Source organism: Oryzihumus leptocrescens (assembly GCF_006716205.1).
GTDB classification, from domain to species: Bacteria; Actinomycetota; Actinomycetes; order Actinomycetales; family Dermatophilaceae; genus Oryzihumus; species Oryzihumus leptocrescens.
The window spans coordinates 1,681,657-1,706,753 of sequence record NZ_VFOQ01000001.1 but is presented as its reverse complement, the minus strand read 5'-3'; the positions used below and the strand labels follow the sequence as shown (position 1 = coordinate 1,706,753).

At 74.7% G+C, this 25,097-nt stretch carries 19 protein-coding genes; 10 read left to right on the top strand and 9 right to left on the bottom strand.

Annotation, left to right across the window (positions count from 1 at the left end):
• Positions 1-24 precede the first annotated feature (24 nt).
• Genes FB474_RS08025 through FB474_RS08015 form a run of 3 tightly spaced genes read left to right on the top strand, consistent with a single transcriptional unit; the run spans position 25 to position 3,211 of the window.
• Positions 25-987 (top strand): ATP-grasp domain-containing protein, encoded by a 963-nt coding sequence (locus tag FB474_RS08025; RefSeq protein WP_141788171.1) that lies wholly within the window; start codon positions 25-27, stop codon positions 985-987.
• The gene (locus FB474_RS08020) at positions 984-1,826 is read left to right on the top strand and encodes an ATP-grasp domain-containing protein (protein WP_141788170.1); all 843 of its coding nucleotides are present in this window, start codon (positions 984-986) and stop codon (positions 1,824-1,826) included. The genes FB474_RS08025 and FB474_RS08020 overlap by 4 nt, the downstream gene beginning before the upstream one ends.
• On the top strand, positions 1,823-3,211 hold the full coding sequence (locus FB474_RS08015) for a phosphotransferase family protein (RefSeq protein ID WP_141788169.1): 1,389 nt from the start codon (positions 1,823-1,825) through the stop codon (positions 3,209-3,211). The genes FB474_RS08020 and FB474_RS08015 overlap by 4 nt, the downstream gene beginning before the upstream one ends.
• Before the next feature lie 24 nt (positions 3,212-3,235).
• On the opposite strand, the gene FB474_RS20955 is transcribed toward FB474_RS08015, so the two are convergent.
• The 4 genes from FB474_RS20955 to FB474_RS07995 all read right to left on the bottom strand — a co-directional run bounded on the left by FB474_RS20955 (position 3,236) and on the right by FB474_RS07995 (position 11,214).
• On the bottom strand, positions 3,236-5,170 hold the full coding sequence (locus tag FB474_RS20955; RefSeq protein ID WP_221632483.1) for a serine/threonine-protein kinase: 1,935 nt from the start codon (positions 5,168-5,170) through the stop codon (positions 3,236-3,238).
• Between the two features lie 13 nt (positions 5,171-5,183).
• Positions 5,184-7,169 (bottom strand): hypothetical protein, encoded by a 1,986-nt coding sequence (locus FB474_RS08005; protein ID WP_141788168.1) that lies wholly within the window; start codon positions 7,167-7,169, stop codon positions 5,184-5,186.
• A 144-nt stretch (positions 7,170-7,313) separates the two neighbouring features.
• Positions 7,314-10,646, bottom strand: coding sequence for an ABC transporter transmembrane domain-containing protein (locus tag FB474_RS08000; protein WP_185746093.1), 3,333 nt, complete (start codon positions 10,644-10,646; stop codon positions 7,314-7,316).
• 103 nt (positions 10,647-10,749) lie between these two features.
• A complete protein-coding gene (locus FB474_RS07995; RefSeq protein WP_246092088.1) occupies positions 10,750-11,214 on the bottom strand; it encodes an NUDIX domain-containing protein in 465 nt (154 codons plus the stop codon).
• Positions 11,215-11,361: 147 nt separating this feature from the next.
• Here FB474_RS07995 and FB474_RS07990 point away from each other — a divergent pair, with 147 nt between their 5' ends.
• Positions 11,362-12,090, top strand: coding sequence for a hypothetical protein (locus FB474_RS07990; RefSeq protein ID WP_141788165.1), 729 nt, complete (start codon positions 11,362-11,364; stop codon positions 12,088-12,090).
• Positions 12,091-12,175: 85 nt separating this feature from the next.
• Here FB474_RS07990 and FB474_RS07985 read toward each other — a convergent pair whose 3' ends face one another.
• A complete protein-coding gene (locus FB474_RS07985) occupies positions 12,176-12,379 on the bottom strand; it encodes a cold-shock protein (protein ID WP_141788164.1) in 204 nt (67 codons plus the stop codon).
• Between the two features lie 322 nt (positions 12,380-12,701).
• Between FB474_RS07985 and FB474_RS07980 the strand changes: the two genes are divergently transcribed.
• Positions 12,702-14,657: an N-acetylmuramoyl-L-alanine amidase gene (locus tag FB474_RS07980; RefSeq protein ID WP_141788163.1), complete on the top strand. Its 1,956-nt coding sequence runs from the start codon at positions 12,702-12,704 to the stop codon at positions 14,655-14,657.
• 123 nt (positions 14,658-14,780) lie between these two features.
• Here the strand turns inward: FB474_RS07980 and FB474_RS07975 are convergent, their stop codons facing one another.
• Positions 14,781-15,386, bottom strand: coding sequence for a DUF47 domain-containing protein (locus tag FB474_RS07975; RefSeq protein ID WP_141788162.1), 606 nt, complete (start codon positions 15,384-15,386; stop codon positions 14,781-14,783).
• A complete protein-coding gene (locus FB474_RS07970) occupies positions 15,383-16,390 on the bottom strand; it encodes an inorganic phosphate transporter (protein WP_141788161.1) in 1,008 nt (335 codons plus the stop codon). The genes FB474_RS07975 and FB474_RS07970 overlap by 4 nt, the downstream gene beginning before the upstream one ends.
• A 227-nt stretch (positions 16,391-16,617) precedes the next feature.
• Here FB474_RS07970 and FB474_RS07965 point away from each other — a divergent pair, with 227 nt between their 5' ends.
• A complete protein-coding gene (locus FB474_RS07965) occupies positions 16,618-17,472 on the top strand; it encodes a LytR C-terminal domain-containing protein (RefSeq protein ID WP_141788160.1) in 855 nt (284 codons plus the stop codon).
• Positions 17,473-17,481: 9 nt separating this feature from the next.
• Here FB474_RS07965 and FB474_RS07960 read toward each other — a convergent pair whose 3' ends face one another.
• The gene (locus FB474_RS07960; RefSeq protein WP_141788159.1) at positions 17,482-17,919 is read right to left on the bottom strand and encodes a hypothetical protein; all 438 of its coding nucleotides are present in this window, start codon (positions 17,917-17,919) and stop codon (positions 17,482-17,484) included.
• Positions 17,920-18,239: 320 nt separating this feature from the next.
• On the opposite strand from FB474_RS07960, the gene FB474_RS07955 reads away from it, so the two are divergent.
• The gene (locus tag FB474_RS07955) at positions 18,240-19,880 is read left to right on the top strand and encodes an alkaline phosphatase D family protein (protein ID WP_141788158.1); all 1,641 of its coding nucleotides are present in this window, start codon (positions 18,240-18,242) and stop codon (positions 19,878-19,880) included.
• A gap of 294 nt (positions 19,881-20,174) precedes the next feature.
• Positions 20,175-20,417 carry a DUF2795 domain-containing protein gene (locus tag FB474_RS07950; protein ID WP_141788157.1) on the top strand — a complete coding sequence of 81 codons (243 nt, stop codon included), beginning with the start codon at positions 20,175-20,177 and terminating at the stop codon, positions 20,415-20,417.
• Between the two features lie 15 nt (positions 20,418-20,432).
• Here the strand turns inward: FB474_RS07950 and add are convergent, their stop codons facing one another.
• Positions 20,433-21,431 (bottom strand): adenosine deaminase, encoded by a 999-nt coding sequence (gene add, locus FB474_RS07945; protein ID WP_141788156.1) that lies wholly within the window; start codon positions 21,429-21,431, stop codon positions 20,433-20,435.
• Positions 21,432-21,557: 126 nt separating this feature from the next.
• Here add and FB474_RS07940 point away from each other — a divergent pair, with 126 nt between their 5' ends.
• Together FB474_RS07940 and FB474_RS07935 are read left to right on the top strand one after the other, a co-directional pair.
• Positions 21,558-22,577: an LLM class flavin-dependent oxidoreductase gene (locus FB474_RS07940; protein WP_221632482.1), complete on the top strand. Its 1,020-nt coding sequence runs from the start codon at positions 21,558-21,560 to the stop codon at positions 22,575-22,577.
• A gap of 103 nt (positions 22,578-22,680) precedes the next feature.
• Positions 22,681-25,014 (top strand): glycosyltransferase, encoded by a 2,334-nt coding sequence (locus tag FB474_RS07935; protein ID WP_141788154.1) that lies wholly within the window; start codon positions 22,681-22,683, stop codon positions 25,012-25,014.
• Positions 25,015-25,097 lie beyond the last annotated feature (83 nt).

The following is a 25,097-nucleotide window of genomic DNA, read 5'->3' as shown; positions in this document are numbered from 1 at the left end:
TCGACCGGAGCGGAGCAGCAGCAGATGTCACACCTCCAGCGGCACCAGGACCAGCGGCACTCGTCGCGGGCGATGCGCACCATCTCGGCGTCGACGAAGTCGGCCCCGACCCGCGTGTGCTTCATCGTCGAGGGCAGGTACGAGAACGACGTCATGCCCGGTGCGGTGGCCGACGTGCTCACCGGCTGGGGCCACGAGGTCGACGTGCTGCGACCCCTGGGCGGGGCGACCGACGTCGACGACCTCGACCCGTTCAACGGCCCCCGCTACGACGCCTACGTCCTCAAGACCGTCTCCGGCGGCCCCGGGCTGAGCATCCTCGAGGCGGCCGCGGCCACCGGTGCCGCCACGGTCAACGACGCCCGCGCCATCCGCCTGGCCCGCGACAAGGCCGTCGCGGCCAGCCGGGTCCGGGCCGCCGGGCTGCCGTTCCCGCGCACCTGGTTCGCCGCCCGCAGCGCGCTGCTCGAGGGCCTGCCGCGCGAGGCCTACCCGCTGGTGGTCAAGCCCAACAACGGCAGCTCCTGCGAGCAGGTGCTGCGGGTGGACCGGCCCGAGGACCTCGCCGCGCTGGACATCGACGACTCCGGCTACCTGCTGGCCCAGCCGTACCTGCCCAACCCCGGCTACGACGTCAAGCTCTACAACACGGGCGACGACGTCTTCGCCACGGTCAAGCGCTCCCCGCTGCACCCCGGCGCGCCCGTCGTCGAGGAGCTCATCCCCACCAGCCCCGAGCTCAAGGCCCTGGCCCTGGCCGTCGGCCGCGCGTTCGGCCTGGACATCTACGGCATCGACGTCATCGACACCCCGCAGGGCTGGATGGTCCTGGACGTCAACGACTTCCCGAGCTTCGGCAACGTCCCGCACGCCGCCGAGCGCCTCGCCCGCACGGTGCTGCGCCTGGCCCGCCAGGCCGTCGCCCGTCGCGTCACCGCCGAGACCCGCACCCTGCACGTCCTGCCCGCCCTGGAGGCATCCGCATGAACATCACCCTGATCGCCGAGCCGTCGTCCAACCCCGTGCTGGACACCGCGCTGGACCTGCTGCGCGAGCGCCACGCAGTGTCCGTCCTGGACCCGAGGTCGTTGTCCCCGTGGGGGTTCCGCCCGGAGCCGTCCGGGCGTAGGGATGGGGACATGGTCCTGCTCAAGTCGCGCACCGCCGAGGCCCGCAGCTGGGCCCACCACGCCGAGCGGGCCGGGGCGGTCGTGGTGAACACTCCCACCGCCACCGACACCGCCCTGGACCGGCAGCTGTCCGCCGAGCTGCTGGAGGCCGCCGGGGTGCCGACTCCGCGGACGCTGGCGTTCGCGTCGCTGGCCGACCTGGCCCGCGAGGCCTACCGGCCCGGCGCCGCACCGCTGCCGTGGCCGCTGGTCGTCAAGAGCCGCACCAGCCGTCGCGGGGACCTGGTCCGCCTCGTGGTGGGCCGGCACGAGCTGGCCGAGCTGCTGCCGGAGTGGGGCCGGGAGCCGGTCATCGCCCAGCGGTTCCTGCCCAACGACGGCTTCGACCTCAAGTTCTGGGTGGTCGGCGGGCACGTGTCCGTCGCCCGCCGTCCCGCGGCCCTGGAGGTGCGCCGCAAGGACGCCGACGTCGAGCTCGACCCCGCCTGCCTGCCCGAGGGCCTGGTCGACATCGCCCTCCGGGCCGGGCACGCGATCGGCCTGGACCTGTTCGGCGCCGACATCGTGCTCAGCGAAGGACGCCCCGTGGTGATCGACGTCAACGCCTTCCCCGGCTTCCGCGGCGCCTCGGACGCCGCGGCGCACCTGGCCGGCTTCGTCGAGCAGGCCTGGCGGCAGCGGGCGGTGGCGTCATGAGCACGACCTGGCTGACCCCGGAGGGCGTCACCTCGACCTTGGCCGGTGTCCTCGACGCCCACGACGACCACCAGGGCGCGCTGCACCTGTCCTACCTGCGGCGCAAGCCCGGACGCGGCATGGTCGCCGTCTACGGCCAGCCCTCGGACCCGAGGCACCTGTTCACGCTCACCGTCGAGGAGCAGGCGCTGGCCACGGCCGGGGAGGCACCCCAGCCCTCGGCCTGGCTGGGGCAGTGGCCGGGCATGCTCGAGGTGGCCGGGCGCGGGCTGACGCTGCAGTCGTTCCCGCACGACGTCGGCCTGCCCGCCCTCGCCGCCTCGATGACCCCGATGCAGACCCCGGCGCTGCGGACCGCCCTCGAGCAGGCCGTGCGGCACACCCTGCCGGCCGGGGAGCCCTGGCGGCTGGAGGACGTGGAGGCCACGCCGCTGCGCTACAAGCCCGGCGACCGGTGCGTGATCCGCTACCGGCTGCACCTCGGCGCGACCGACCCCGCCTCGCAGCGGGTCGAGCACGTCACCCGCAGCGTGGTCGGCAAGGTCTACCGCGACGTGGCCCAGGCCCGCGAGGCCGCCGCCCTGCTGGACCGCCTCGCCGCGTCGCCGCAGTCACCGCGCTGGAGCCCGGACTCCCTCGGAGTCGTCGAGCCCCTCCCGCTCGCCCTGAGCGAGGACCTGGGCGGCCCGCGTGACACCCCTCCGACGGTGCCCGGCACCGCCGTCATCCGCCCCGCTGACCCTCACGCGGAGGACGCCGTGGTCGCCGCGGCCCGGGCGCTGGCCGACCTGCACACGGGCACGGCCGCGGCGCCCGACACCCCGACCCGCACCGGGGCCGACGAAGCGGCCCGGGCGGCCAAGCGCGCGAGCGTCCTCACGGCATACGTGCCTGCCCTGGCGGGCACGGTGGCCGTCGCGGCGGACACCCTGACCACCCACCTGCTCGCGGCGTCCCCGGACACGCTGGTGCCGGCGCACGGCAGCTACAAGCCCAGCCAGCTGCTGGTGCGCGACGGCGCGGTCAAGCTCGTCGACTTCGACCAGTTCTGCCTGGCCGACCCGGCGCTGGACGTCGGCTACTTCCTCGCCTACCTGCGCCCGCCGGGCCTCTGGTACCACCGCGCCGGCACCCGGGAGTGGTTCGAGCACGCCGCGGCGACCTTCACCCGCGCCTACGACGCGGCGCTGGCCGGGCACGGCTGGTCGCCCGCCTCCCGCACCGGTGTCCTCGCCAGGGCGCACGTCTACGAGGCCGCGCTGCTGCTCAAGATCGCGGCGCGCCGGCCCAACCGGCTGCACAGCCCGCGGGTGGGCGAGGTCGATGCCGTGATGCAGGAGGTGCACGCCTGCCTCGCCGCCGCGGACGCGGCGCTCGGCAGCTGACCGGTATGCCGGGTGGCCGGCCGGTCAGCCGAGCCGCACCGAGGCGCGCACCCGGTCGAAGAGGGCGCGCTGGGCGTTCATCTCCCCCTGCGGCGCGAAGAAGGCCAGCAGGACCTGGTCACCCTGCGGGGTCTGCACCACGTCGACCAGCAGGTTCAGGCTGGCCCCGCCCGCCGGTGACGCGGCCACCCCGGCGAGCTCGACCGCCGGGACCCCGCCGACGGTCACGGTGCGCCGACCGGGCAGCAGCTGGGTGCCCGGCGGGAGGCTCTGGATGACGGTGTCGCCGAACGTCGGGGAGGCCGGGTCGACCGCGGTGAAGCCCGAGGTCAGGTAGGCGCCCACCGCCTCGCCCGGGCTGCTCCCGACCAGCCGCCCCATGGCGCCCCAGCCGCCGTCGGTGCCCTCCCCGAAGAAGACCGGTCCGGCCACGTCCGGTCGGGCTGCGACGACGGCGGAGGTGCCCGGGCTCTCCCGCACCGACCAGGCGTCGGGGTAGCGCATCGTCAGGGGGACCGTGCTGTTGCCGGGACGGTAGGTCCGTGTGAGGTCCTGCCCGCCGGAGCCGGTGAGGCGGACCAGCAGGAAGCCCAGCACGGCCAGGAGCACGACGAGCCCGGCGACCACCGGGAGCAGCCAGCGGCGGGTCCGGCTCGCGGGCGGCGCCTGACCTGCGGCCTGCGGCGTGGCTGCCGCGGCGGGTCCGACGGCCGGCCCCTCGGCCCCGGGCGCCTCGGCGCCCACGACCTCGCCGGCGACCAGCTCCTCCTCCAGGGGCCAGCTGGTCCCCTCCCCGTCCCAGCCCCACTGCTCCGCCGCCGCGGCGTCCGCGTCGGGAGCCTGCACCTCCTCGGCCCAGGCGGCCTCCGCCCAGTCCCCACCCGGACCGGCCTGCGCCCATTCCTCGACGGGTGCGGCCGCCTGGTCACCGACCTGCCCGAGCGCCTCGTCCACGTCCGGCGCCGCGGCGGGACCTGCTGGCGCACCGGCCTGCACGTCCGCCGGCACGCCAGGGACCGCACGCTCCCCGGACCAGCGCGTCTGCTGGGCCCCGGCCGCCGACCCGAACGCCCCGGCTGCCCCCTCGCTGTCCGCCCCGGGCTCGCGCACCGCGTCGGCGAGCGCGCGGACCATCTCGTGGCAGGAGGCGAACCGCTCCTCGGGGAACTTGGCCATGGCCCGGGCGACCACCGCGTTGACCCCGGTCGGCAGCTCCGGACGCAGGACCGACGGGGGCGGCGGCGGCTCGATCAGGTGCGCCCACAGCACGGCGGCGTCGTCGTCGCGACGGAAGGGCACGCGACCGGTGAGGCACTCGTAGAGCAGGCACCCGAGGGCATACATGTCGGCGGCCGGCCCGACCGGCTTGCCCTGGATCTGCTCGGGGGCGACGTAGTCCACCGTCCCGAGGAAGTGGCCGGTGCCGGTCAGGCCACCGGACAGCGAGGACGTCCGCTTGGTCAGGCCGAAGTCGGTCAGGTAGACGTGCTCGGCGGTCACGTGGTCACCGTGCTCGTGGGTGTGCGTGATGAGGATGTTGCCCGGCTTGACGTCCCGGTGGACCAGGCCGAGCTCGTGCGCCGCGTCGAGGGCGTCGCCGATCTGGGTGAACAGGCGGACCGCGCGCTCGGGGTCCAGCGCCCCGTCGCGCGCCAGCAGGTCCTTCAGGTCGCTGCCCACGACGTAGCGCATGGCGATGAAGAGCACGCCGTCGGCGTCGCCGGCCTCGTAGATCGGCACGATGTTGGGGTGGTCCAGCGAGGCCGCCAGCCTGGACTCGCGGATGAAACGCTGGCGGAACTGCTCGTTGGCGGCGAGCGCGGTGGAGAGCAGCTTGAGGGCGACCTTGCGCCCGAGGCGGGTGTCCTCCGCTCGGTACACCGTCGCCATCCCGCCGCGACCGATGACCGACTCGATCCGGTAGCCGGCGATCACCGACCCGGTGGTCTGCTCGGTCATCTCGACTCCCCTGTCACGCCACGGGCTGGCCGCACCAGCCGCAGAACCGGTCGCCCGGGGTGAGCCGGCCGCCGCAGGTGGTGCAGAAGTTGCGCGTCCGGGCGCCGCCGCCCGGGGTGGCGGGTGCCGAGGCGGGCGGGCGTCCCGGCCCGGAGGCGGACGAGGGTGGGCCGGCGGGTCCGGAGGCCGGGGTGCGCACCGGGCCGGGACCCGACGGGGACGGCACCGGGCCGGATCCCCCGGGCCGCACGGCCGAGGCCCCGGGAGGACGGCCGCCCACGGCAGCGCCGGCGGGTGCCGGTCGCGGGCCTGCCTGAGCCGGCGGAGAGCTCCCCGGGGAGGGCGCGCTCGGCGGCGGCACGGGCCCCGAGGGCTGCGCTGCGGGCCGGGATGCGCCGGGCCCACCCAGGGGTCGTGAGGCTGCCGCGCCACCGGGGCGTGCGCCGGCGGGCACGGCGCCAGTCGCAGCGCCAGCCGTGGCGCCGGCCACCCCGGCGGTGGCCATCGCCGGCGCCGGAGGTGTCCCCGGCGGTGCGGCCGCAGCGGGCGCCACCGGGGTGGACGGACCGGGCGCGCGCCGTCGGCGCAGCACCGCCCAGGCCACCAGCCCCAGGAGGACCAGCCCGAGCAGGACCAGAACGGCGACCAGCCAGGGCGAGACCGAGGTCGAGGTGTCCGCGGCGGCCTGGCCCGGCAGCTGACGGGGCTGGCTGACCGAGCTGCCGCGCAGCTTCGTGGCGATCGCCAGGTTCTGGGTGGCGAGGTAGTGGCCGGGGAACAGCGCGAGGGCGTTACGGAACCCGGGGATCGACCCGGCATACCCGCGGTTCTTGAACAGGTGCATGGCCTGCTCGAAGGAGGTGTCGACCGGGCCGCGGTGCGGGGTGACGCTCGCGGCCCGCAGCGCCGCCGTGATGGCCGCGGCGGTGACCAGGCGTGGGGTGGCAGCCGGCGGCAGCGTCGCCGTGCCGCCCGGGCTGGGCGACGCCGACGCCGAGGCGGACGGGCTGGCAGCGGTGGTCGCGCTCTCCGTGGCCGGTGTCGGGGTGCTGCTGGCGATGTCCGAGGGGCTGGCCGCGGACGGGTTCGCGCTGGCGGGACCGCTGGGGGGCACGAGGAGGCCGATCACCTGTCCCTGCTCGGCCACCACCGGCCCGCCGGTCAGCCCCGCGGGGACGAGCCGGCCGAGCCGGAGCGCGTCGGTCAGGTCGTCGGCGGTGAGCCCGGTGGTCTTCAACGCCGTGCCACCGACGGTGGCCAGGTGCGTGTTGAGCGCCAGCAAGGGGTTTCCCGGGCTGGGGACGCCGGTGAAGCCGAGCGCGGCCAGCGCCTGCGCCCCCGACGTCGACCGGCCCAGGTCGACGGTCGGCATGCTCGTGGCGCCGCGGACCCGGACCACGGTCACGTCGGGAGTGGGCTTGCCGATGACCTCGGCCGGGAACGCCCCGAACCTCGCCTGTGACGTGACGTAGGGGTAGACGCGGAAGTCCCACGTGGCCCGGACCACGCAGCCACCGGCGTCGTTGGTCTGCCCGCCGGGGTAGCAGGCCTGCAGCCGTTCCTCGGTGCGGTCGCCGGCGGGCCCGATGTGGTGGCGGGAGTACGGGTCAGCCGGGAGCGGAGCCGCGCTGCCGTACTGCTTGAGGAACGCCTGGTTCACGGCGTAGACCTCGGCCCGGGTGATGTCGGCCGCACCGAGCGCGCCGGTGGTGACGACGACCCCGGAGGGGTCGACGGCAAAGCCGCTGGCCGACGCGAGCACCGGGTTCCAGACGCTCTGGATGATCCCGATGTGCACGCCCGAGGGGTCGCCGACCGGCCGGTGCTCGATCAGGGCGACCTCGACCTGGGCCCGGGCCTCGACCCAGACCACGGCCGGCGCGGCCCGTTCGGTCGGGGTTGGGTGCTTGTGCGCCCAGGCGAGCGGTGCCGGCCCGAGGACCAGGGCAAGGACCACCGCCACCCCTGCGTAGATGTAGCGCGACCTGCGGCCGGTCATGACAGCTCCGCTCGACGTGGCGGCTCAGTCCGGTGTCCACGGCGGACCAAACCATCCAAAACCCGTTGCCGAGGGGTGTCAACGCACCGCTGAACCCCTTGCACCACAAGTGGATACGTGTTTCGGACTAGGTCGGTTCAGACCTCAGGCGCGGACCCTCAGGTCGGCCGGCAGTGGCGCCTCCAGCGCCGCCAGGGCCAGGGCCAGCCGGTCGGGCTTGAGCTGGCACCAGCTGCGCAGCGCGAGCCGGGCCAGGGACACCTGCCGGTATGCCGTGACGCGGGCCAGCAGCGCGTCCGCGCCCCTGGGGTCAGCGGCCAGGTAGGTCTCCAGGAACAGCCGCTCGGGGTCCTCGCCGGTGGGGGCCGACCCCGCGCCGGTCACCGCGCGTGCCTTGCGCGTGGTGACCGCCAGGTGCCCGACGAACTGCCCGACGTCCAGGGCCGGGTCGGCGGTGCAGGTGTGCCCGAGGTCCACGACGCTGCTCATCGGCCCGTCGAAGATCACCCGCGAGGGCGTCAGGTCGCCGTGGGCGAACCCGGCCGGCCCCTCCCCCATCCCCAGCGCCAGCACCGCGGACAGGTGGGTCTGCAGCCGGGCGGCCAGGGCCGGCGCCAGCGGGGCGACCGCGTCGAGGTCCTCGCCCAGGGCGTCCACGTCCCCACGCAGGGTGCGCGTGGGGCCCAGGCGCAGGCCGCAGGCGTGCCACGTCGCCGCGATCCGCGCACTGGCCCGGGTGGCGGACTCCACGGTCAGCTCCCCCGGGCCCGGCGCGGGTGCGCCGGCGTGCTGGGCACGGACCAGTCCTGGCAGCAGCGGGGTGCCGGGCAGCGCCTCCAGCAGGACCAGGCCGAGGTCGGGGGCCTGCCCCTGCAGCCGGGGCACGAGGAAGGGGTGCGCCGCCTCCCCGGCTGCCTCGAGATGCCCGCGCAGGGCGGTGGCCACCCGGCCGACGAGGCGGCCACGGTCGTCGGCGTCGACCCGGCCGTAGACGACCTGCTTGACCGTGCGGCCGGTCGGCCCGATCCGCCAGACCAGCTCGTGGCGCAGGACGGCGTGCCCGCGCCGGGCGTACTGAACCACCCCGGTGCGGCACGCCTCCAGGCCGAGGCCGTCCAGCGACGCGGCCAGGCCGGGCTCCAGGGCGCGGGTCAGCCGGGCCACGTCCGTGGCACCGACCAGGCCGGGCAGGTCGGGGTCCACCGGGAAGGCGTGCAGCACCAGCGAGAGCTCCGGCACCAGCGCGGCCGGCCGGGCGAAGGGGGCCAGGTCCTCGTGGCCGGCGGCCTGCTCCACCAGCGGGACGGTGGCGGCGTGCCAGCGCTGGGCGAGCTCGGGCGCGGCGAACACGCGTCCGCCGACGAGGGTCTCCACGGTGTGGCCGGACGCGACGTGCCGCAGCCCGACGCGGTAGCGGACGGTGGCCCCGGCCCGGGGCTCCACAACGGCCTTGCCGGGGGTGCACCAGTCCAGCGCCCACGACTCGCGCAGCAGGGACTGCAGCCGCGGCCCCATCGCGTCGGGGTCGAGGGCCCCGGTCAGCCCGGGCAGCGCCCGGCCCAGCGCCGGCGCGCGCAGCGGGTCGAGGTCGCTCTGCTCCAGGGCCACGCCGGCGGGGGCCACGGCGCGGCCGGTGAGCCGGCGGAAGGTCTCCACCGTCGCCGGCAGCGGCACCGCCTCGTCCAGGGCCGCCTCGAACTCCTCGACCCGGCCGGCACCGTCAGCCGTCGTCGCACCCACCCCCATGGCCTGGCCGAACTGGCGCACGTACAGGTCGGCATACAGCCCGCCGCGCTCGAGCAGGTCAGCCGGGGTGCCCTCCTCCAGGACCCGGCCCGCGGAGATGACCAGGATCCGGTCCACGTCGCGGATGAGGTTGAGGTCGTGCGAGACGATCACGGTCGAGCGGCCGCGGACCAGGCCGGCGAGCGCCTGGCCGACCAGGTGGGTGGACTCGGCGTCCAGGCCGGTGGTCGGCTCGTCGAGCACGAGGACCGGGGTGTCCCGGATGAACGCCCGGGCGATGGCCAGCCGCTGGCGCTGACCGCCCGACAGCGTGGCCGCCCGCTCGCCGAGGGCGGTGTCGTAGCCCTGCGGCATGGCCGTGACGAAGTCATGGGCGTTGGCCAGCTTCGCCGCGGCCACGACCTCCTCACGGCTCGCGCCCGGCCGGCCGTAGGCGATGTTGTCCGCGACGGTGCCGGTGAACAGCACCGTCTCCTGCAGCACCATGCTGATCTGCGCCCGCAACGAGGCGATGGTGAACGCCCGGATGTCGTAGCCGTCGAAGAGCACTGCTCCGGCGTGGGGGTCGTAGAGCCGGGGCAGCAGCTGGGCGATGGTGCTCTTGCCGGCGCCGCTGTGGCCGACGAGGGCCACCACCTCGCCGGGCTCGATGGAGAAGCTCACCTGGTCCAGCGCCGTGCGCAGCGGGGCGTCGTCGCCGTCCTGCTCGCCGATCGGCTGGTAGGCGAAGCTCACGTCACGGAACTCGATGTGCCCGTGCAGCGGCGGGGCCTCGACCGCGTCCGGGGTGTCGACGACCGCGGGCTTGCGCTCCAGCAGCTCGGAGATCCGCTCGACGCTGGCGTAGATCTTGCCGACGGTGTTCCACTCCTTGATGATCCGGCGGGTCGGCTTGAACATCCCCTGGATCAGCAGGATGAACGCCACCAGCAGGCCCGCGTCGATGACCCGGGCGCCGACCAGCCGGCTGCCGATCAGCACCACCGCGGCGATGACGACGGCCTCAAGCATGCTCACCGTGAAGCTGAACAGCGCCTCCAACCGGGCGGTGCGCAGGATCGCCGCCATCGCCGAGCTGCTCTCGCTGGCGAACTTGCGCTCCTCGACGTCGCCGCGGCCGTAGGTCTGCACCACGCTGATCGAGGAGAGCATCTCCTGCGCGGTCGAGGCCAGGTCGCCCTCGCGGGCGCGCTGCTCCTTGGAGGCCTCCTTGATCCGCCGGGCGAACGCGTTGGACATCAGCGCCAGCACCGGCACGACCACCAGGGCGAGCAGGGCGATACGCCAGGACTTCCACAGCAGGTAGGCCATCGTGCCGGCCAGCAGCAGGGCGCTGCCGAGCAGGTCGCTGACCGAGTCGCAGACGAACTCCTCCAGCGCCTGCACGTCGCTGGTGATCCGGCTCAGCACGTCACCGGTGCGCCGGCGCAGGTGGAACGCCAGCGAGAGCCGTTGCAGGTGGCCGAACATCGCCGCCCGCAGGTTGTAGCCCAGGGTGCGCCCCGCCTTGGCCAGGGAGATCTCGGCCATCGAGTCGGACACGCTGTTGACGGCGGTCACGACGACGATCGCGCCGGCCAGCACCACGATCGTGGAGCCTGCCGCCGGCCTCCAGGCGAACAGCTGCCAGCGGGCACCGTCCTTGAGCACGTTGATCAGGGTGCCGATCAGGGCGGGCAGGGCGACGGCGGTGAGCGCCTCGAGGGTGAGCAGGACGACCGCGAACACCATGGAGCGACCCTGCGTGCCCGCGTAGTGGCGGAAGAGCGCGACGGTCCGGCGGGTGTCCCCGCGGCCGGTCCGGTCGCCGCGCCTGCGCATCAGCGCCGCCCGGTCATCCCGCCCGGCCCAGGGCCCGCAGCCGCGGCCAGGTGCGCGCGAAGCCGGGGTGGAGCCGGAGCTGGTCCACCAGCGCCTCCCGGACCCAGCGCAGCGCCTCGCTCTCGGCGTTGAGCCGCACGGCCAGCAGGTGCGGGGCCTGCGCCACGACCGTCACGTAGGACCAGCCGCCGTGGTCGTCGACGAGCTCGTCGACGAGCTGCACCGAGCCGCCGACGATGCCGGTCTCCTCGGCCGCCTCGCGCAGCGCCGCCTCGTGCGGGCTCTCGTGGCTGTCGCGGGCACCTCCGGGCAGCCCCCAGGTGTCGCCGTGGGCGGTCCAGGAGGCCCGGTGCTGCATGAGGATCCGCGGCTCGCCGTGGGCGTCCAGGCTGCGCACCATCAACCCGGCCGCGCCGTGCACGCCCCAGTGACGGTGGCCGTGGGCACACCAGGTCCAGCCGTTGCCGTCGCCGTGCACCCACCCATCATCGACCACCGGCCGCGGGCAGGGGTATGCCCCCGCGCCACTTTCGAGATCCGGCCGACGCGCCGTGCAGGTAGGCGCGGGCGCGCCGGCCGGACCCATGCGGGATGCTGGGCCAGTGGACATATCGACGGCGCACGCATGGGTCTAGGTGGGCAGGCCCCCGAGTGGGACGAGTACGACTGGATCCCGGTGCCGCCGGCGCGGTTGCCCGCCGGCCGGCCGGAGCCCCGGTCCGGTCGCCCGAGCCGGACCCGACCCGCGGGCGGCTCCAGCACCCGGCCGCCCGGCCGGGCAGCAGCAGCGCCACCGGAGGACGTCACCGACCTCGGTGAGGCCGTGCGGCTGTGGGTCGAGCAGGACCCGGTCTGGGCCGCCTCCGGCGCCCCCACCCTGCTGCTGGTGGACCTGGACAACCTGCGCGCGGGACGGGTGCGCTGGCAGGACCGCATCACCGCGCTGGCCGAGCTGGCCCGGCGCTTCGACCACGTCACGATGGCCGGCCAGCACGACGCGGTACGCCGGGCGCGGCCCCACCTCGGCGACCTCATCGAGCACGCCCGGGCCGTCGACGACGGGCAGGACCTGGCCGACCACGTCCTGCTCGACGCCGCCACGGCGATCCCGGCCCGGCAGCTGCGGGTGATGGTGGTGAGCAATGACGGGATCTTCGCCACGCTCAAGGACCGCGGGCCGTTGACCGTGCTCAGCCCCGACTACCAGGCCCTCAGCGACCAGCTGCGGGCCCGGGCCACCCGGCTGGCGGACCTGGCCTCGATGGAGCGGGAGGTCACCAGTGCCCGCCGCCGCGTCGGCCGGCGACGTCGGGCCACCGCCTCAACCTCTGGCGCGTCCGCGACCGCCGACTGAGCCGGCGCCCACGACACGACGAGGCCCCCGTCCCTGGGAAGGGACGGGGGCCTCGTGGCTCAGCCGCCGAAGGGCGGCCGGTGCATCAGAGCGCGCGAACCCGCTCGGCCTGCGGACCCTTGGGGCCCTGGGCGAGGTCGAACTCGACCCGCTGCGCCTCGTCGAGGGAGCGGTAGCCGTTGGTCTCGATCGCGGAGTAGTGGACGAAGACGTCGGGGCCGCCGCCGTCCTGGGCGATGAAGCCGAAGCCCTTCTCCGCGTTGAACCACTTCACAGTGCCTTGTGCCATGGGAGTAACTCTTTCCTGATTAGCCGATGGAGCCGTCCCCGGACGGGGAGCTCCTGGCTGGTGCAACACCCACGGCCGGGCACCGAAGTGCTGGCCCTACGAAAAGAGCCCGCCGATCAAGGCGGGCTCGTCCTGAGAGGAACTGCAACGTCAACCACCACAACCGTAGCACCGCTGGGTCCCGAACCCCAGCCGGCGCCGCGGTCGAGGTCGCCTGGCTGGCCCACGGCAGCGTCGTGGCAGAAACCTCCGACGAGCGGGCCTGCCGCGCCAATGGTTGACTCCGGGCAGCGTGTCCCGTCGACGTCCCGGAAGGCCCTCCATGACCATCACCCGCAGAGCGTCAGGGCGGGCGGCCGCCCTCGGCGCGGTGGCCGCCCTCGCGGCCGCCCTCGCGCTGGCCCCCGGCGGGCCGGCCACGGCCAGCCCCGCTGTCCCGGCCGCAGGCTCCCCCGGGCCAACCTCAGGGTCCACGGGGCCGCACGCCCGCGAGGACGCCTTCGCCCGCGCCGCAACGCAGTTCGGCGTTCCGCAGTCCGTCCTCGAGGCGGTCTCGTACTCCTGGACCCGCTGGGAGGGCCACGCCGGCCAGCACAGCACCGACGGCGGCTACGGGCCCATGCACCTCGTCGACGGGGCGGCCTTCGAGCGCGACGGCCGCGACGGCATCCCGGCCGGTGGCGAGCGCCGCCTGGACGCGGACACCCTCGGGCGGGCCGCGGACCTGCTGGGGGTGAACCCGCAGGTGCTGCGGGACGACCCCTCGGCCAACATCCTCGGCGGCGCCGCGCTCCTCGCCCAGGAGCAGCGCGCCCTGGGCCTGCCCTCGGGCACCTCCTCCGACCCTGGCGCGTGGTACGCCAGCGTCGCCGAGGCGAGCGGCTCACCCGAGCGCGACACGGCGGTCACCTTCGCCGACGACGTGTATGCCGTGCTGGCCGCGGGCGCGGCCCGCACCACCGCGGACGGCCAGGACGTCAGCCTCGCCCCGACCGCGGCGACGCCCCGGCGGGCCGACGTGTCCCGGCTGCACCTGGCGGCCCCGCGGACCGACCCGCGCCTGGACTGCCCGCCCGGCCTGGGCTGCGAGTGGGTCGGTGCGCCCTACGCGCAGTACGGCCCGGGCGCCGGGCAGTACGGCAACCACGACGTGGCCCACCGACCGGCGTCCCCGCGCCTCACCACGATCGTCATCCACGACACCGAGGCCAGCTGGGGCACCACGCTCAAGCTCGTGCAGGACCCCACCTATCTGGCGTGGAACTACAGCGTCCGCTCCTCCGACGGGCAGGTCGACCAGCACCTCGACCCGAAGGACGTTGGCTGGCACGCCGGCAACTGGTACGTCAACGCCCACTCGATCGGCATCGAGCACGAGGGCTTCGCGGCCCAGGGCGCCACGTGGTACTCCGAGCCGATGTACCGCGCCTCCGCCCGCCTGGTGCGCCACCTCACCGACGAGTACGGCATCCCGCGCGACCGGGCGCACATCATCGGCCACGACCAGGTGCCGGGCACGACCCCGTCGACGGTGCGCGGCATGCACTGGGACCCGGGCCCGTACTGGGACTGGGAGCACTACTTCGCCCTCATGGGCGCCCCGCTCTCGGCGCGTCACGGCGCGCCCGGCCACGACGTCGTGCGGATCCTGCCGGGCTTCGAGGACAACATCCAGCCGGTGACCGGGTGCACCACCGCCGGGGCGCCGTGCCCGGCCCAGGGGACCAACTTCGTCCCGCTGCACACCGCTCCCGACGCGTCCTCCCCGCTCGTCAGCGACATCGGGCTGCACCCCGACGGCAGCCCCAGCACCACGGAGGTCGCCGACATCGGGGCCCGCGCCACCGCCGGGGTGGAGTACGCCGTGGCCGACCGCTCGGGTGACTGGACCGCGGTCTGGTACCTCGGGCAGAAGGCGTGGTTCCGCAACCCCGTCGACGAGCCGACGGCCATCGCGGTCGGCGGCCTGATGGTGACCCCGAAGGCCGGGCGCACCTCGGTGCCGGTCTACGGCCGGGCCTACCCCGAGGCGTCGGCCTACCCGGCCGGGGAGTCCCCGCAGGCGGTGGTGCCGCTGCAGTACTCGATGGCGCCCGGCCAGCGGTACGTGCTCACCGACGCAGCAGTGCCGACCGACTACTACAAGGCCAAGACGTTCTCGCCGGACACCCCCGGCGACCACGTCGACATCGTGGGCCAGGACCGCTACTACGAGGTGTCCTTCGGGCACCGGGTGGCCTACGTGCGCGCCGCGGACGTGGACGTCGTCGGCCGCTGAGGTCCGGGCGACGCAACACCGGAAGGGGGCGCACCGTCGCGGTGCGCCCCCTTCGCCGTCCCGGTATGCCGTGTCCCGGGTGCCGTCCCTCCCCCCCTCCGTGGTCCTCCCCCTGCGGCCGCCTCACCCCTCCTTGACCACGGCGTACCAGACCCGGTCGGCCACCCGGACCCCCGCCTCGCCGAGCTCGAGCATGCGGCGGTAGATCTCGCGCTGGTTCACCGAGGCCCGCAGGTCGGCGATGGCCAGGGAGTCGTGCATCGCGGCCCGGTAGCGCTTCTCCATGCGTCGTTCGGCGGCGACGGCGGCGTCGGCGTGCGTCGTGGCCTGGTCGGGGTCGGCCGCCAGGGCCGGGAGGGCCGCCGCCAGCTCCCGCACCACGTCGAGAGCGATCGCGGCCATGTCGGCCAGGGCCGGGTTGGGCGTCACCTCGAGCGCCTCCGCCTCCCGCACCACGTTCTTGGCCGTGTTGAGGACCATGTCGAGCCGCTCGGAGAGCGTGAAGAGGTCCTCCTGGTCGACGGGGGTGCTGAACGCCACGCGCAGCTGTCCGGCCAGCTCCCGCCGGATGGCGTCCGCCTGGTGCTCCGCCTCGCGCACCGGCGCCCCGGTCCCGGCGCCACAGGCCCACGCCACCATCGCGGTCAGGCCCGTCACCGTGACCTCGGCCTGGCGTGAGAGCGTGCCGATGACATCGGGCGTCTCGGGCAGGAACCAGTGCCGTCTCACGCGAGCCCCCGGGCCACCAGCCCGCCGACGGCGCCCATGACGGCACACGAGGGCAGGGTCACCAGCCAGGCCAGCAGGATCTCCTGCACCACCGGCCAGCGCACGTGCCGTCGCCGTTGCGCCGCCCCGACCCCGACGACGGAGGACGCCACGACGTGGGTGGTGCTGACCGGCGCGCCCAGGAACGCGGCCACGCCGATCACCCCGGCGCTCGAGCCCTGGCTGACCAGGCCGTCCAGCGGCCGGATCCGGTAGATCCCGCGGCCGATGGTGCTGGCGATGCGCCACCCCCCGGCGGCGGTGCCGACGGTGAGGGCGGTGGCACAGGCGACCTTCACCCACAGGGGCACGACGAAGGCGTGGACCTGCCCGGAGACGAGCAGCGCCAGCGTGATCACGCCCATCGTCTTCTGGGCGTCGTTCGTGCCGTGGGAGAACGCCAGCGCCGAGCCGGTGACCCACTCCGAGCGGAGGATGGGCTTCTGCACCGTCTGCCGCGCGCGGCGCAGGGACCGCCGGGCGAGCAGCTCCACCGCCCACCCGGCCAGGGCCCCCACCAGCGGGGAGACGGCCAGCCCGACCAGCACGCCCCACACCCCGACCGGGCGGATGCCCTCCAGACCGCCCCAGTTGACCGCGGAGACCCCGGAGTCGACCACGGCCGCCCCCACGAGGCCACCCACCAGCGCGTGCGAGGACGACGACGGCAGCCCGCGCCACCAGGTGAGCAGGTTCCACGTCAGCGCCGCGCCCAGCGCGGCGACGAGGATGCCCAGTGTGCTCGCCGGGTTCACCTTGATGATCCCGCCCACGGTGTCGGCGACCGCCGTGCCGGCGAGGACCGGGCCGAGCAGGTTGAACACGGCGCAGAGGGCGACCGCCCCACCCGGCGTGGCCGCGCCCGTCGCGACCATCGCCGCGGTGACGTTGGAGGAGTCGTGGAACCCGTTGGACACGTCGAAGGCCAACGCCAGGACGACGACCAGGACCACGGCCCACTGCATGGGACCAGTCAAGACCCGGTCGTCCCCGCGCACATCAGGTGGACGGGTGAGACAGCCTGCTGCTCGCGGCATGGCGGCCCCGGCCGGCCCAGGTCTGCGCCCCGCAGGCGTCCGATCCGTGGAACCGCAACCACTTCGTTGCCCGGAAGTCCCTACCCGGACAGGCGCGCCGCGCGATCATCGGAGAGGATGGCGCGCGCTCGGCAAGTGTGGGAGGGGGTGGACCAGTGGACGACGTCGAGGATTCCCCACGAGTCCAGCGCACCCGTCGCCTGCGCCGCCGGCACACCGTCGTCCTGGTGTCGGTCCTGTCCCTCATGGTCCTCGCCTTCGGCTACTCGGCCGCCTACTACAGCGGCTGGCGTCCGTCGGCCATCGCGGCCGGGCAGACCTGCACCCCGGTGGCCGTCCCCGCCCCACAACCGGCCAGCTTCGTGCTCAACGTCTACAACGGCAGCGACCGCGCCGGCCTGGCCCACAAGACCTCCAGGGTCCTGGCCCGTCGGGGCTACCGGATCGGCAAGGTCACCAACGACCCCGCCCAGGGCGTGGTCCGCACGCCGGCCGAGGTGCGCTACGGCGACAAGGGGCTGGACGCCGCGCTCCTCGTGGCCGGGCTGGTCGCCGACGCCCGGCTGGTCAACGACACGCGCACCGGCACCGGGGTGGACCTCGTGCTCGGCCCGGACTTCCACTCGCTCAAGCCGGCGCCCCCGCTGCCCATGCCGGCTCCGGGCAAGGTCACCGTCAACGTGCTCAACACGACCTTCCGCACCGGCCTGGCCAGCACCGTGGCCGCCGAGGAGCGCACCCGAGGGTTCCACGTCGCCCACGTCGGCAACGACCCGACCCGCGTCGTCCTCGGCACGGCCGAGGTCCGCTACGGCGAGGACGGGGAGCCGGCCGCGCGGCTGCTGGCACGCCAGGTCCAGGACGCCAAGATGGTGCTCCTGCCCCGGACCGGCGCCACGGTGGACCTCGTCCTGGGCAACGCCTACACGACCCTGGTGCCAGCAGCAGAGGCCGCAGTGCCGCCCCCGCCCAAGGGGCCGACCCCGATGGTCACCCGCCCCGGCTGCTGAGCACCGCCGTCACAGGCGTCTCCCGGACACCAGCACCCGCGCCGCCGCGCGCCACGCGCTGCTGCCGCACGAGGTGTAGTTGGCCCACGTCGCGCCCTGCACGATCGCCATGCAGTCGGCGGCCCGCTCCCGCGCCGTCCCGGCCGAGCCCCCGAAGGTGCGCATGAGCGCGACGTCGGCGCCGGCCGAGCTCCCGTAAACCCCGATCGCCAGGGCATGGCTGTACTCGTGCACCACCACGGAGTAGAGGATGCCGGCGGGCCCGCGAGGCGAGATCGTCACCTCACGGGTGGCGAGGTTCGTGGCGCCGTAGTGACCGGAGCGGTCACTCCAGACCCAGTCGGAGACCACGCCGGGACGGTATGCCGGGATCCGCCCGACCGCGTACCGCAGCGCCGACGGCACCCCCGACACGCCGGCCGGCGCCGGCGCTGAGGTCGTCCGCACCGTCGTCTTCGGCCGGGCTTGGGGTCCCGCCAGCCCGTCGCCAGGAGCAGGGCCGCCGCGCCGAGCACGGCGGGGGCGCGCAGGGGAGGTGGGGATCCAGCCATGAGATGCCTCGTGAGGGACGGGCGGCCCCACGGGGCAGGCCGCTTCCCTCGACCGTGCGGCCCCCAGACGCTCGCGCGCGTCGGCCCCCGGCACCAGCGCCGGCTCGCCCCGATGCAGGAGCCGCAGGGGTGATGACACCCGGCTGTCGCGGGGGTAGCCCCACCAGCGACGCGTGGGAACGGCCGGGAACGTCCGCCGGGTGGTAGACCTACGCCATGAGCCGACTGCTGCTGGGCCCGCTGCTGCGACACGTCGGCGAGGAGGACGCCACCGTCTGGGTCGAGACCGACGCGCCCTGCACCGTCGAGGTCCTCGGCCACGCCGAGCGCACGTGGACCGTCGCCGGGCACCACTACGCACTGGTCACGGTGCACGGCCTGGCACCCGGCTCGGTCACCGACTACCAGGTGTCCCTCGACGGTGAGGTGGTCTGGCCACCGGCGGACACGGCATACCCGCCCTCACGCATCCGGACGCTGTCCCCCGGCCGCGAGGTGACGCTGGCGTTCGGCTCCTGCCGCTACGCCACGCCCGATGCGGTCGGCGACGACAACCACTTCGACCCGGACGCGCTGGACGCCTACGCCCGCCGCGTGATGCGGCTGCCGGTGGAGAGCTGGCCGGACGCCTTGCTGCTGGTCGGCGACCAGGTCTACGCCGACGAGACCTCCGAGGCGACGCAGCAACGCATCCGCGAGCGCCGCGACCCCGACCAGGCGCCCGGCCTGGAGGTCAGGGACTTCGAGGAGTACACGTGGCTCTACCACGAGTCGTGGTCGGACCCGCAGGTGCGCTGGTTGCTCTCGACCATCCCCAGCTCGATGATCTTCGACGACCACGACGTGCGCGACGACTGGAACACCTCCGGGTCGTGGCGCCGCCAGATGCAGGCGACCGACTGGTGGCAGGAGCGCATCATCGGTGGCCTGTCGTCGTACTGGGTCTACCAGCACCTCGGCAACCTCTCACCGCAGGGACTGGAGCAGGAGACGCTCTACCAGAAGGTGCGGGCCCACGAGGGTGACGCCGAGCAGCTGCTGCGCGAGTTCGCCACGGCCGCCGACAAGGAGGCCGACGGCCACAAGGGCGCGCAGTGGTCGTTCCGGCGCGACCTGGGCCCCGTCCGCCTGCTGGTGCTGGACTCCCGGTGCGGGCGCATGCTCGACGGCGAGGCCCGCTCGATGCTCTCCGAGCGCGAGTTCGACTGGGTGGCCGAGCAGGTGCAGGGCGACTACGACCACCTGCTCGTCGGCACGTCCCTGCCCTGGCTGCTGCCGCGCGCCCTGCACGACGTGGAGTCCTGGGACGAGCGACTCGCCAGCGGGGTGCAGGGCCGCCGGCTGGCGCGTTGGGGCGAGAAGGCACGCCGGGACGCCGACCTCGAGCACTGGGCGGCGTTCCGCAGGTCCTTCGACTGGCTCACCGACCTGTTCGCCCGCGTCGGCCGGGGCGAGACCTCACCCAGCGGTCGCGCGCCGGCCACCATCTGCGTGCTCTCCGGCGACGTCCACCACGCGTATGCCGCGCGGGCCGACTTCCCGCGCGACCTCGACAGCGCCGTCTACCAGCTCACCTGCTCGCCGCTGCACAACTACGTGCCGTGGTTCATGAAGGTCGTCTTCCGGATCACCTGGTGGCGGGCCACGGAGAAGTCGGTGCGGTTCCTGCTCAAGCGCGTCTCGCACGTCCCGGCGGTGCCGATCGAGTGGCGCCGCCTGTGCGGGCCGTTCTTCGGGGACCAGATCGCCACGCTGACCCTGCACGGACGCTCGGCCGGGGTGCGCTTCGAGCAGACCCGCCACGACCCGCAGGCGGGGCCGGTGCTGAGCGCGGTGAGCGAGCTGACGCTGTCCTGACGCCATCCTGACCCCGTGGTCCGGCAACGGCCGGCTCCCCCGTCGGACGCTGCCTGCTCATCCCGCGCTCACCCCCCGGTCACCCCTCGCTCACCCTGCCGCGCGAGCGTGATCTCGTCCCTTCGGACGATGGTCGGGACCTTCGGCACTACGGCATCGTGTGGGCCGTTGGGACGGTAGGGACACCGCCCCGACGACCCGCGACGCTCGACTGCGCCGGATGCCCGGCCGCCCCGGTTGAGATGTCCATTTCGTGGGTAACCAGAGGGGCACCGACGGCGAAGGTGAGACGACATGCTGCAGGCCCAGCAGAGCGCTACGAGGTCCAGCTCCCGTGAGGACCTGGCGAGGATCCTCACAGGTGTCCACTACCCGGTCACCGCCGAGGACCTCATGGTGCTGGCGTTGCGCCGCCGCACCCCGAGCGAGGTGCTGTGGCAGCTCAACCAGCTCCCGTACGACCGGCGCTTCAACAGCGCCGCGGACGTGGCCGGCTACCTCGACGCCGTCGCCGCGCCCACGCTCGGCCGCAACTGACCCCGGCCACCCTGCTCATCCCGCAGGCATCGACGCCCACGCGTCGATGCCTGCGTGCATCCGGGCGCGCAGCTGCGCCGGCACGAACGACGCGTCGACACCGGTGCGCGCCAGGTCCGCGAGCTGGTCGTCACCCCAGCCGAAGGTGGCGCGGACCCGCGCATACTCCTCGCTGAGGCTCACCCCGAGCACCGAGGGCACGTCGGTGTTGAGCGTGACGCGCAGGCCGGCGTCGACCAGCCGGGGCAGCGGGTGGACCGCCCAGTCGGGGACGAGCCCGAGCCCCACGTTGGAGGACGGGCACACCTCCAGCGCGATGCCGCGGTCGCGGACCTCGGCCACCAGCTCCGGGTCGTCCAGAACCCGGATGCCGTGCCCCAGCCGCTCGGCCCGCCCGGCACGGATGGCCTCCCGGATGCTGTCCGGGCCGCAGGCCTCGCCCGCGTGGTGCACGAGGCGCAGCCCGGCCTCGGCCGACTCCCGGACGAGCGGCTCGAACGGCGCCAGCGGATAGGTCTCCTCCCCCGCCACGCCCCAGCCGAGGACGCCGTCGTCGCGGTGCCGGAGCGCGAGGTCCACGGTGCGCCGCGCCCGTTCCACCGGCCGCCGCCGCGAGTGGTCCAGCAGGACCCCGGTCGTGACGCCGTGCGCCGCCTCCCCCTCGCGCAGGCCGGCCAGGACCGCCTCCAGCGGCATCGAGGGGTCGCCGAGCCGCTCACCGTGCGCCGCCGCGGTGAAGGTCACCTCCGCGTATGCCGTGCCGTCAGCTGCCGCGTCCTCGCAGAACTCCCGCGCGATGCGGGTGAAGTCCCCGGGCTGTCGCAGGCAGGCGCGCACGAGCGCGTTCTGGTCGGCGAAGTCGCGAAAGCCGGTGAAGCGGGTGCGACCTGCGGCCAGGTGCTCCGGCACCGGGACGCCGTTGGCGTCGCCGATCTCCCGCAGCGTCTCCCAGCGCACCGTGCTCTCCAGGTGGACGTGCAGATGGGCCTTGGGCAGCAGGGTCAGGTCGCGCACGCCGCGGACCCTACTCGTGCGCCGATGCCCTCCGGCGCAGGCCACGGGCGGGGCGACCGCGGCACACACCACCGGCGAACCAGCCCCGGGGGAACAACGCGTGCCCGCGCCCGGTTGCCCCTTCGCGTGACCCTCCCGCTCTCCGTCCTGGACCTGTCCCCCGTCCCCTCCGGTCGCCCGCCGTCGCAGGCGCTGCACGAGACCGTCGAGCTGGCCCGCAGCACCGAGGCCGCCGGCTACTCCCGGTTCTGGGTGGCCGAGCACCACAACATCGCCAGCGTCACCAGCAGCGCCCCCGAGGTGATGATCGCGACGGTCGCCGCGGCCACCTCGCGGATCCGCGTCGGCGCGGGCGGGATCATGCTGCCCAACCACGCCCCGCTCAAGGTCGCCGAGACCTTCCGCGTCCTCGAGGGCCTGCACCCCGGGCGCATCGACCTGGGCATCGGCCGGGCGCCGGGCACCGACCAGCTCACGGCCTTCGCGCTGCGCCGCAGCCGGGAGGCGCTGGCGGCCAACGACTTCCCGCAGCAGTACTCCGAGCTGCTCGGCTACGTCGACGGCTTCCCCGAGGACCACCCGTTCGCGCCGATCGTCGCCCAGCCCACCGACGTGGCCCTCCCGCCGGTGTGGATCCTCGGGTCCAGCCTGTACGGCGCCCAGGCCGCGGCGGCCTACGGCACCGGCTTCGCCTACGCCGGCCACTTCGGCGAGGCCGACCCGGCCGAGGCGATCCGGCTCTACCGCGAGGGCTTCCGCCCCTCCGGGCGCCCCGGCGACCCCGACGCCCCGCGGGCCATCCTGGCCGTCGCGGCGATCGTGGCGGAGACCGGCCAGGAGGCGCAGGCACTGGGCCGGGCGGCGGCGCTGTCCATGGTGCGCCTGCGCCAGGGCCGGCCGGGACCGCTGCCCTCGCCCGAGGAGGCCGCCGCGCACCCGTGGACCGTGCAGGAGGAGCAGCTGGCGCAGGCGTTCTCGCGCTTCGCTACCGTCGGCACACCCGACGTGGTCTGGGAAGCGCTGCAGCGCCGCGCCAAGGAGGCCGACGCCGACGAGCTGATGGTCACCACGAACGTCCACGACCCGGCCGCGCGGCGGCGCTCCTACGACCTGCTCGCGCAGGTGGCCGGCCTGAGCGTCGAGTAGCCCTGGGGCTGGGCGGTCCAGGTCCTCCAGGGCCGCCTCCCCTACCAGCGGGTAGCCCAGCCGGCGCTCGAATGTCCCTTTTGACCGCGTATGGTCCTACGCCGTGAACGTCGTGGCCGCTTCCGGTGGAGTCTTCCTCGCATCCGTGGCGGCGACGCTCGTCACGACGCTGGCGCTCTTCGTCGCGCCACCCTCCCGCCGGGAGCGGCCGGGTACCGGGCGCGTCCTGACGCTGCTGCTCAGCTCGCTGCTGCTGGCCTCCGGCCCCGTGGCGCTGGTGCTGCTCGGCGCGCGTACCGGGCCGGCAGCGGTAGCCGCCCTGGCCCTGACGGCGGCCACGGTGGCCTGGCTGCCCCTCACCCGCCGGTGGAGCTGGCGGGGCCATGCCGCGTGGTCGGCCAGCACCACCATGGCGGCGTCCTACCTGGCCTTCATGTTGGGGTACTCACTGGCCCCCGGCCGGGGGGCCGTCGGCACCGCGGCCGGCCTGGTGCTCTGGGCCCTCGAGCTGGTCACCTTCGTGCTGGGTGCCGCCTTCCTGTGGGAGGTCGTCGACGTGGCCGCGCGCACAGACTGGCCGCGGCGCAGCCCGCGGGGCCACACCGGCACCCCGAGCCGGCACCCCTTCGTCTCGCTGCACGTGCCGGCCCACAACGAGCCCCCGGACATGGTCATCGAGACGCTCACCTCGCTGCTGAGGCTCGACTACCCCGACTACGAGGTCGTCATGGTCGACGACAACACGCAGGACCCGGCGCTGTGGCACCCGGTGCGGGACTTCTGCGACGCGCACGGCATCCGGTTCGTGCACCTCGAGGACTGGCCGGGATACAAGTCCGGGGCGCTGAACTATGTCCTGCGGCACGCCACCGACCCCCGCGCCGAGGTCATCGGTGTCGTCGACGCGGACTACATCGTGGACCGCGACTACCTGCAGCGCTGTGCCACGCTCTTCGCCCAGCGCGAGGACCTCGGCTTCGTGCAGACGCCGCAGAACTACCGGCAGTGGAAGCACAGCAGCTACTTCCGGCGCCTGTTCTTCTCCTACGAGTACTTCTTCGCCGTGTCCCAGTCGAGCCGCAACGAGGTCGACGGGGCGATCTTCGGCGGGACCATGGGGCTGATCCGCCGCAGCGCGCTCGAGTCCGTCGGCGGCTGGGACGAGTGGTGCATCACCGAGGACGCCGAGGTCTCGCTGAAGATGCTGCGCGCGGGCTGGACCGGGCAGCACGTGGAGCGGCCCTACGGCCACGGCGTCATGCCGCTGACCTTCGAGGCCCTCAAGCGGCAACGGTTCCGCTGGTGCTTCGGCGGGATGCAGATCCTCAAGGCCCACTGGCGCTCCCTCATGCCGTGGGACCGCTCGCCGGACAACCACATGACCCTGGCGCAGCGCTGGGCCTACCTCTCCGGCGCCCTGCAGTGGTTCAGCGACCTGCTCGGGCTCTCCTTCGCCGCCCTGCTGCTGGTCAGCGCCGCCGACCTGGCGCTGGGCGGGGGCCTGGTGCTGCGTCGCGTCGGCGGCGTGCTGCTGGTGCTCCCCCCGTTGCTGCTGGTCCTCGGGGTGGGTCGCGCCCTCGCCGCACTCCGCCTGCGCTCGACGGCGGGCTGGCGCGACGCGGTCGGCGCCCTCGGCCTGTGGCTCGCCCTGGGCCTCACGGTCGCGATGGCGTCCGTGCGCGGGCTCATCCAGCCGGAGGGCGTGTTCCTGCGCACCCCCAAGACCCGCGAGCAGCCCTCCCTGCAGGATGCCGTGCGGGCCAACAAGGTGGAGACGCTGGCCGGCCTCCTGCTGCTGGTCACCGCCGCGGCCTCGGTGCGCCATCTCACCCTCGCCGCAGGCGTGGTGGCCCTCCTGCTCGTCTGGCACGCGGTCGGACTGCTGGCTGCTCCGGGCAACAGCCTGGCGGCGATGCGAGCCGACCTGAGCCCGCAGATGCGCCGCCGGCGCGGCACCGAGGGTCAGCGTGAGCGCGTGGGCGTCCGGGTCCGGACGGCGCCGGTCGTCGCCGGGCTCGGTGCCCTCGCTGCGGCCGCCGTCGTGGGGGTCGCAGTTGCCGGGCCCGCCGACGCTCCCGGCCGTACGCCGGGTGACGTCCTCGGCCAGCTGCGCCGCGGACCGGCGGCCGCGGCCCACCGGCCGATGCCCACGACCCGTCCCAGGCCCTTGGCCACGCCCACCCCGACCATGACCGCGCCCGGCACGTCGGTCTCCCCGGCCGCAAGCGGGGGCACGGCGCCGGTGCCCCGGCCCGCGCCGGTCACGACCACTGCGGCGCCGGCCCCGCACCCGACCTCTGCCTCGCCGACCACGGCCCCCACCCCGGCGCCGACGACCCCCTCCCCCACGAACCGCCCGACGAGCACGCCCACTCAGGCCGGCCCCCACCCGACCGGGAAGCCGACGACGACCCACACGGCCCCCGCTCACCCCTGACGCGGGCATGCGTCACACGGCGTGACCGCTCTGTCCCGATTTGTGTCATTCCGGCATGTGCGAAACGGTGGAGTGGTCCCCGC

Bases quoted from the DNA above. Each gene is read 5' to 3' on its own strand.
- FB474_RS07985 (WP_141788164.1), bottom strand. From the start codon at position 12,379: ATGGCACAAGGCACTGTGAAGTGGTTCAACGCGGAGAAGGGCTTCGGC.
- FB474_RS20955 (WP_221632483.1), bottom strand. From the start codon at position 5,170: ATGACCGAGCAGACCACCGGGTCGGTGATCGCCGGCTACCGGATCGAG.
- FB474_RS07950 (WP_141788157.1), top strand. From the start codon at position 20,175: ATGCTGCAGGCCCAGCAGAGCGCTACGAGGTCCAGCTCCCGTGAGGAC.
- FB474_RS07955 (WP_141788158.1), top strand. From the start codon at position 18,240: ATGAGCCGACTGCTGCTGGGCCCGCTGCTGCGACACGTCGGCGAGGAG.
- FB474_RS07980 (WP_141788163.1), top strand. From the start codon at position 12,702: ATGACCATCACCCGCAGAGCGTCAGGGCGGGCGGCCGCCCTCGGCGCG.
- FB474_RS08025 (WP_141788171.1), top strand. From the start codon at position 25: ATGTCACACCTCCAGCGGCACCAGGACCAGCGGCACTCGTCGCGGGCG.
- FB474_RS08020 (WP_141788170.1), top strand. From the start codon at position 984: ATGAACATCACCCTGATCGCCGAGCCGTCGTCCAACCCCGTGCTGGAC.
- FB474_RS08000 (WP_185746093.1), bottom strand. From the start codon at position 10,646: ATGGTGTTCGCGGTCGTCCTGCTCACCCTCGAGGCGCTCACCGCCGTC.
- FB474_RS07970 (WP_141788161.1), bottom strand. From the start codon at position 16,390: ATGCAGTGGGCCGTGGTCCTGGTCGTCGTCCTGGCGTTGGCCTTCGAC.
- FB474_RS08005 (WP_141788168.1), bottom strand. From the start codon at position 7,169: ATGACCGGCCGCAGGTCGCGCTACATCTACGCAGGGGTGGCGGTGGTC.
- FB474_RS08015 (WP_141788169.1), top strand. From the start codon at position 1,823: ATGAGCACGACCTGGCTGACCCCGGAGGGCGTCACCTCGACCTTGGCC.
- FB474_RS07990 (WP_141788165.1), top strand. From the start codon at position 11,362: ATGGGTCTAGGTGGGCAGGCCCCCGAGTGGGACGAGTACGACTGGATC.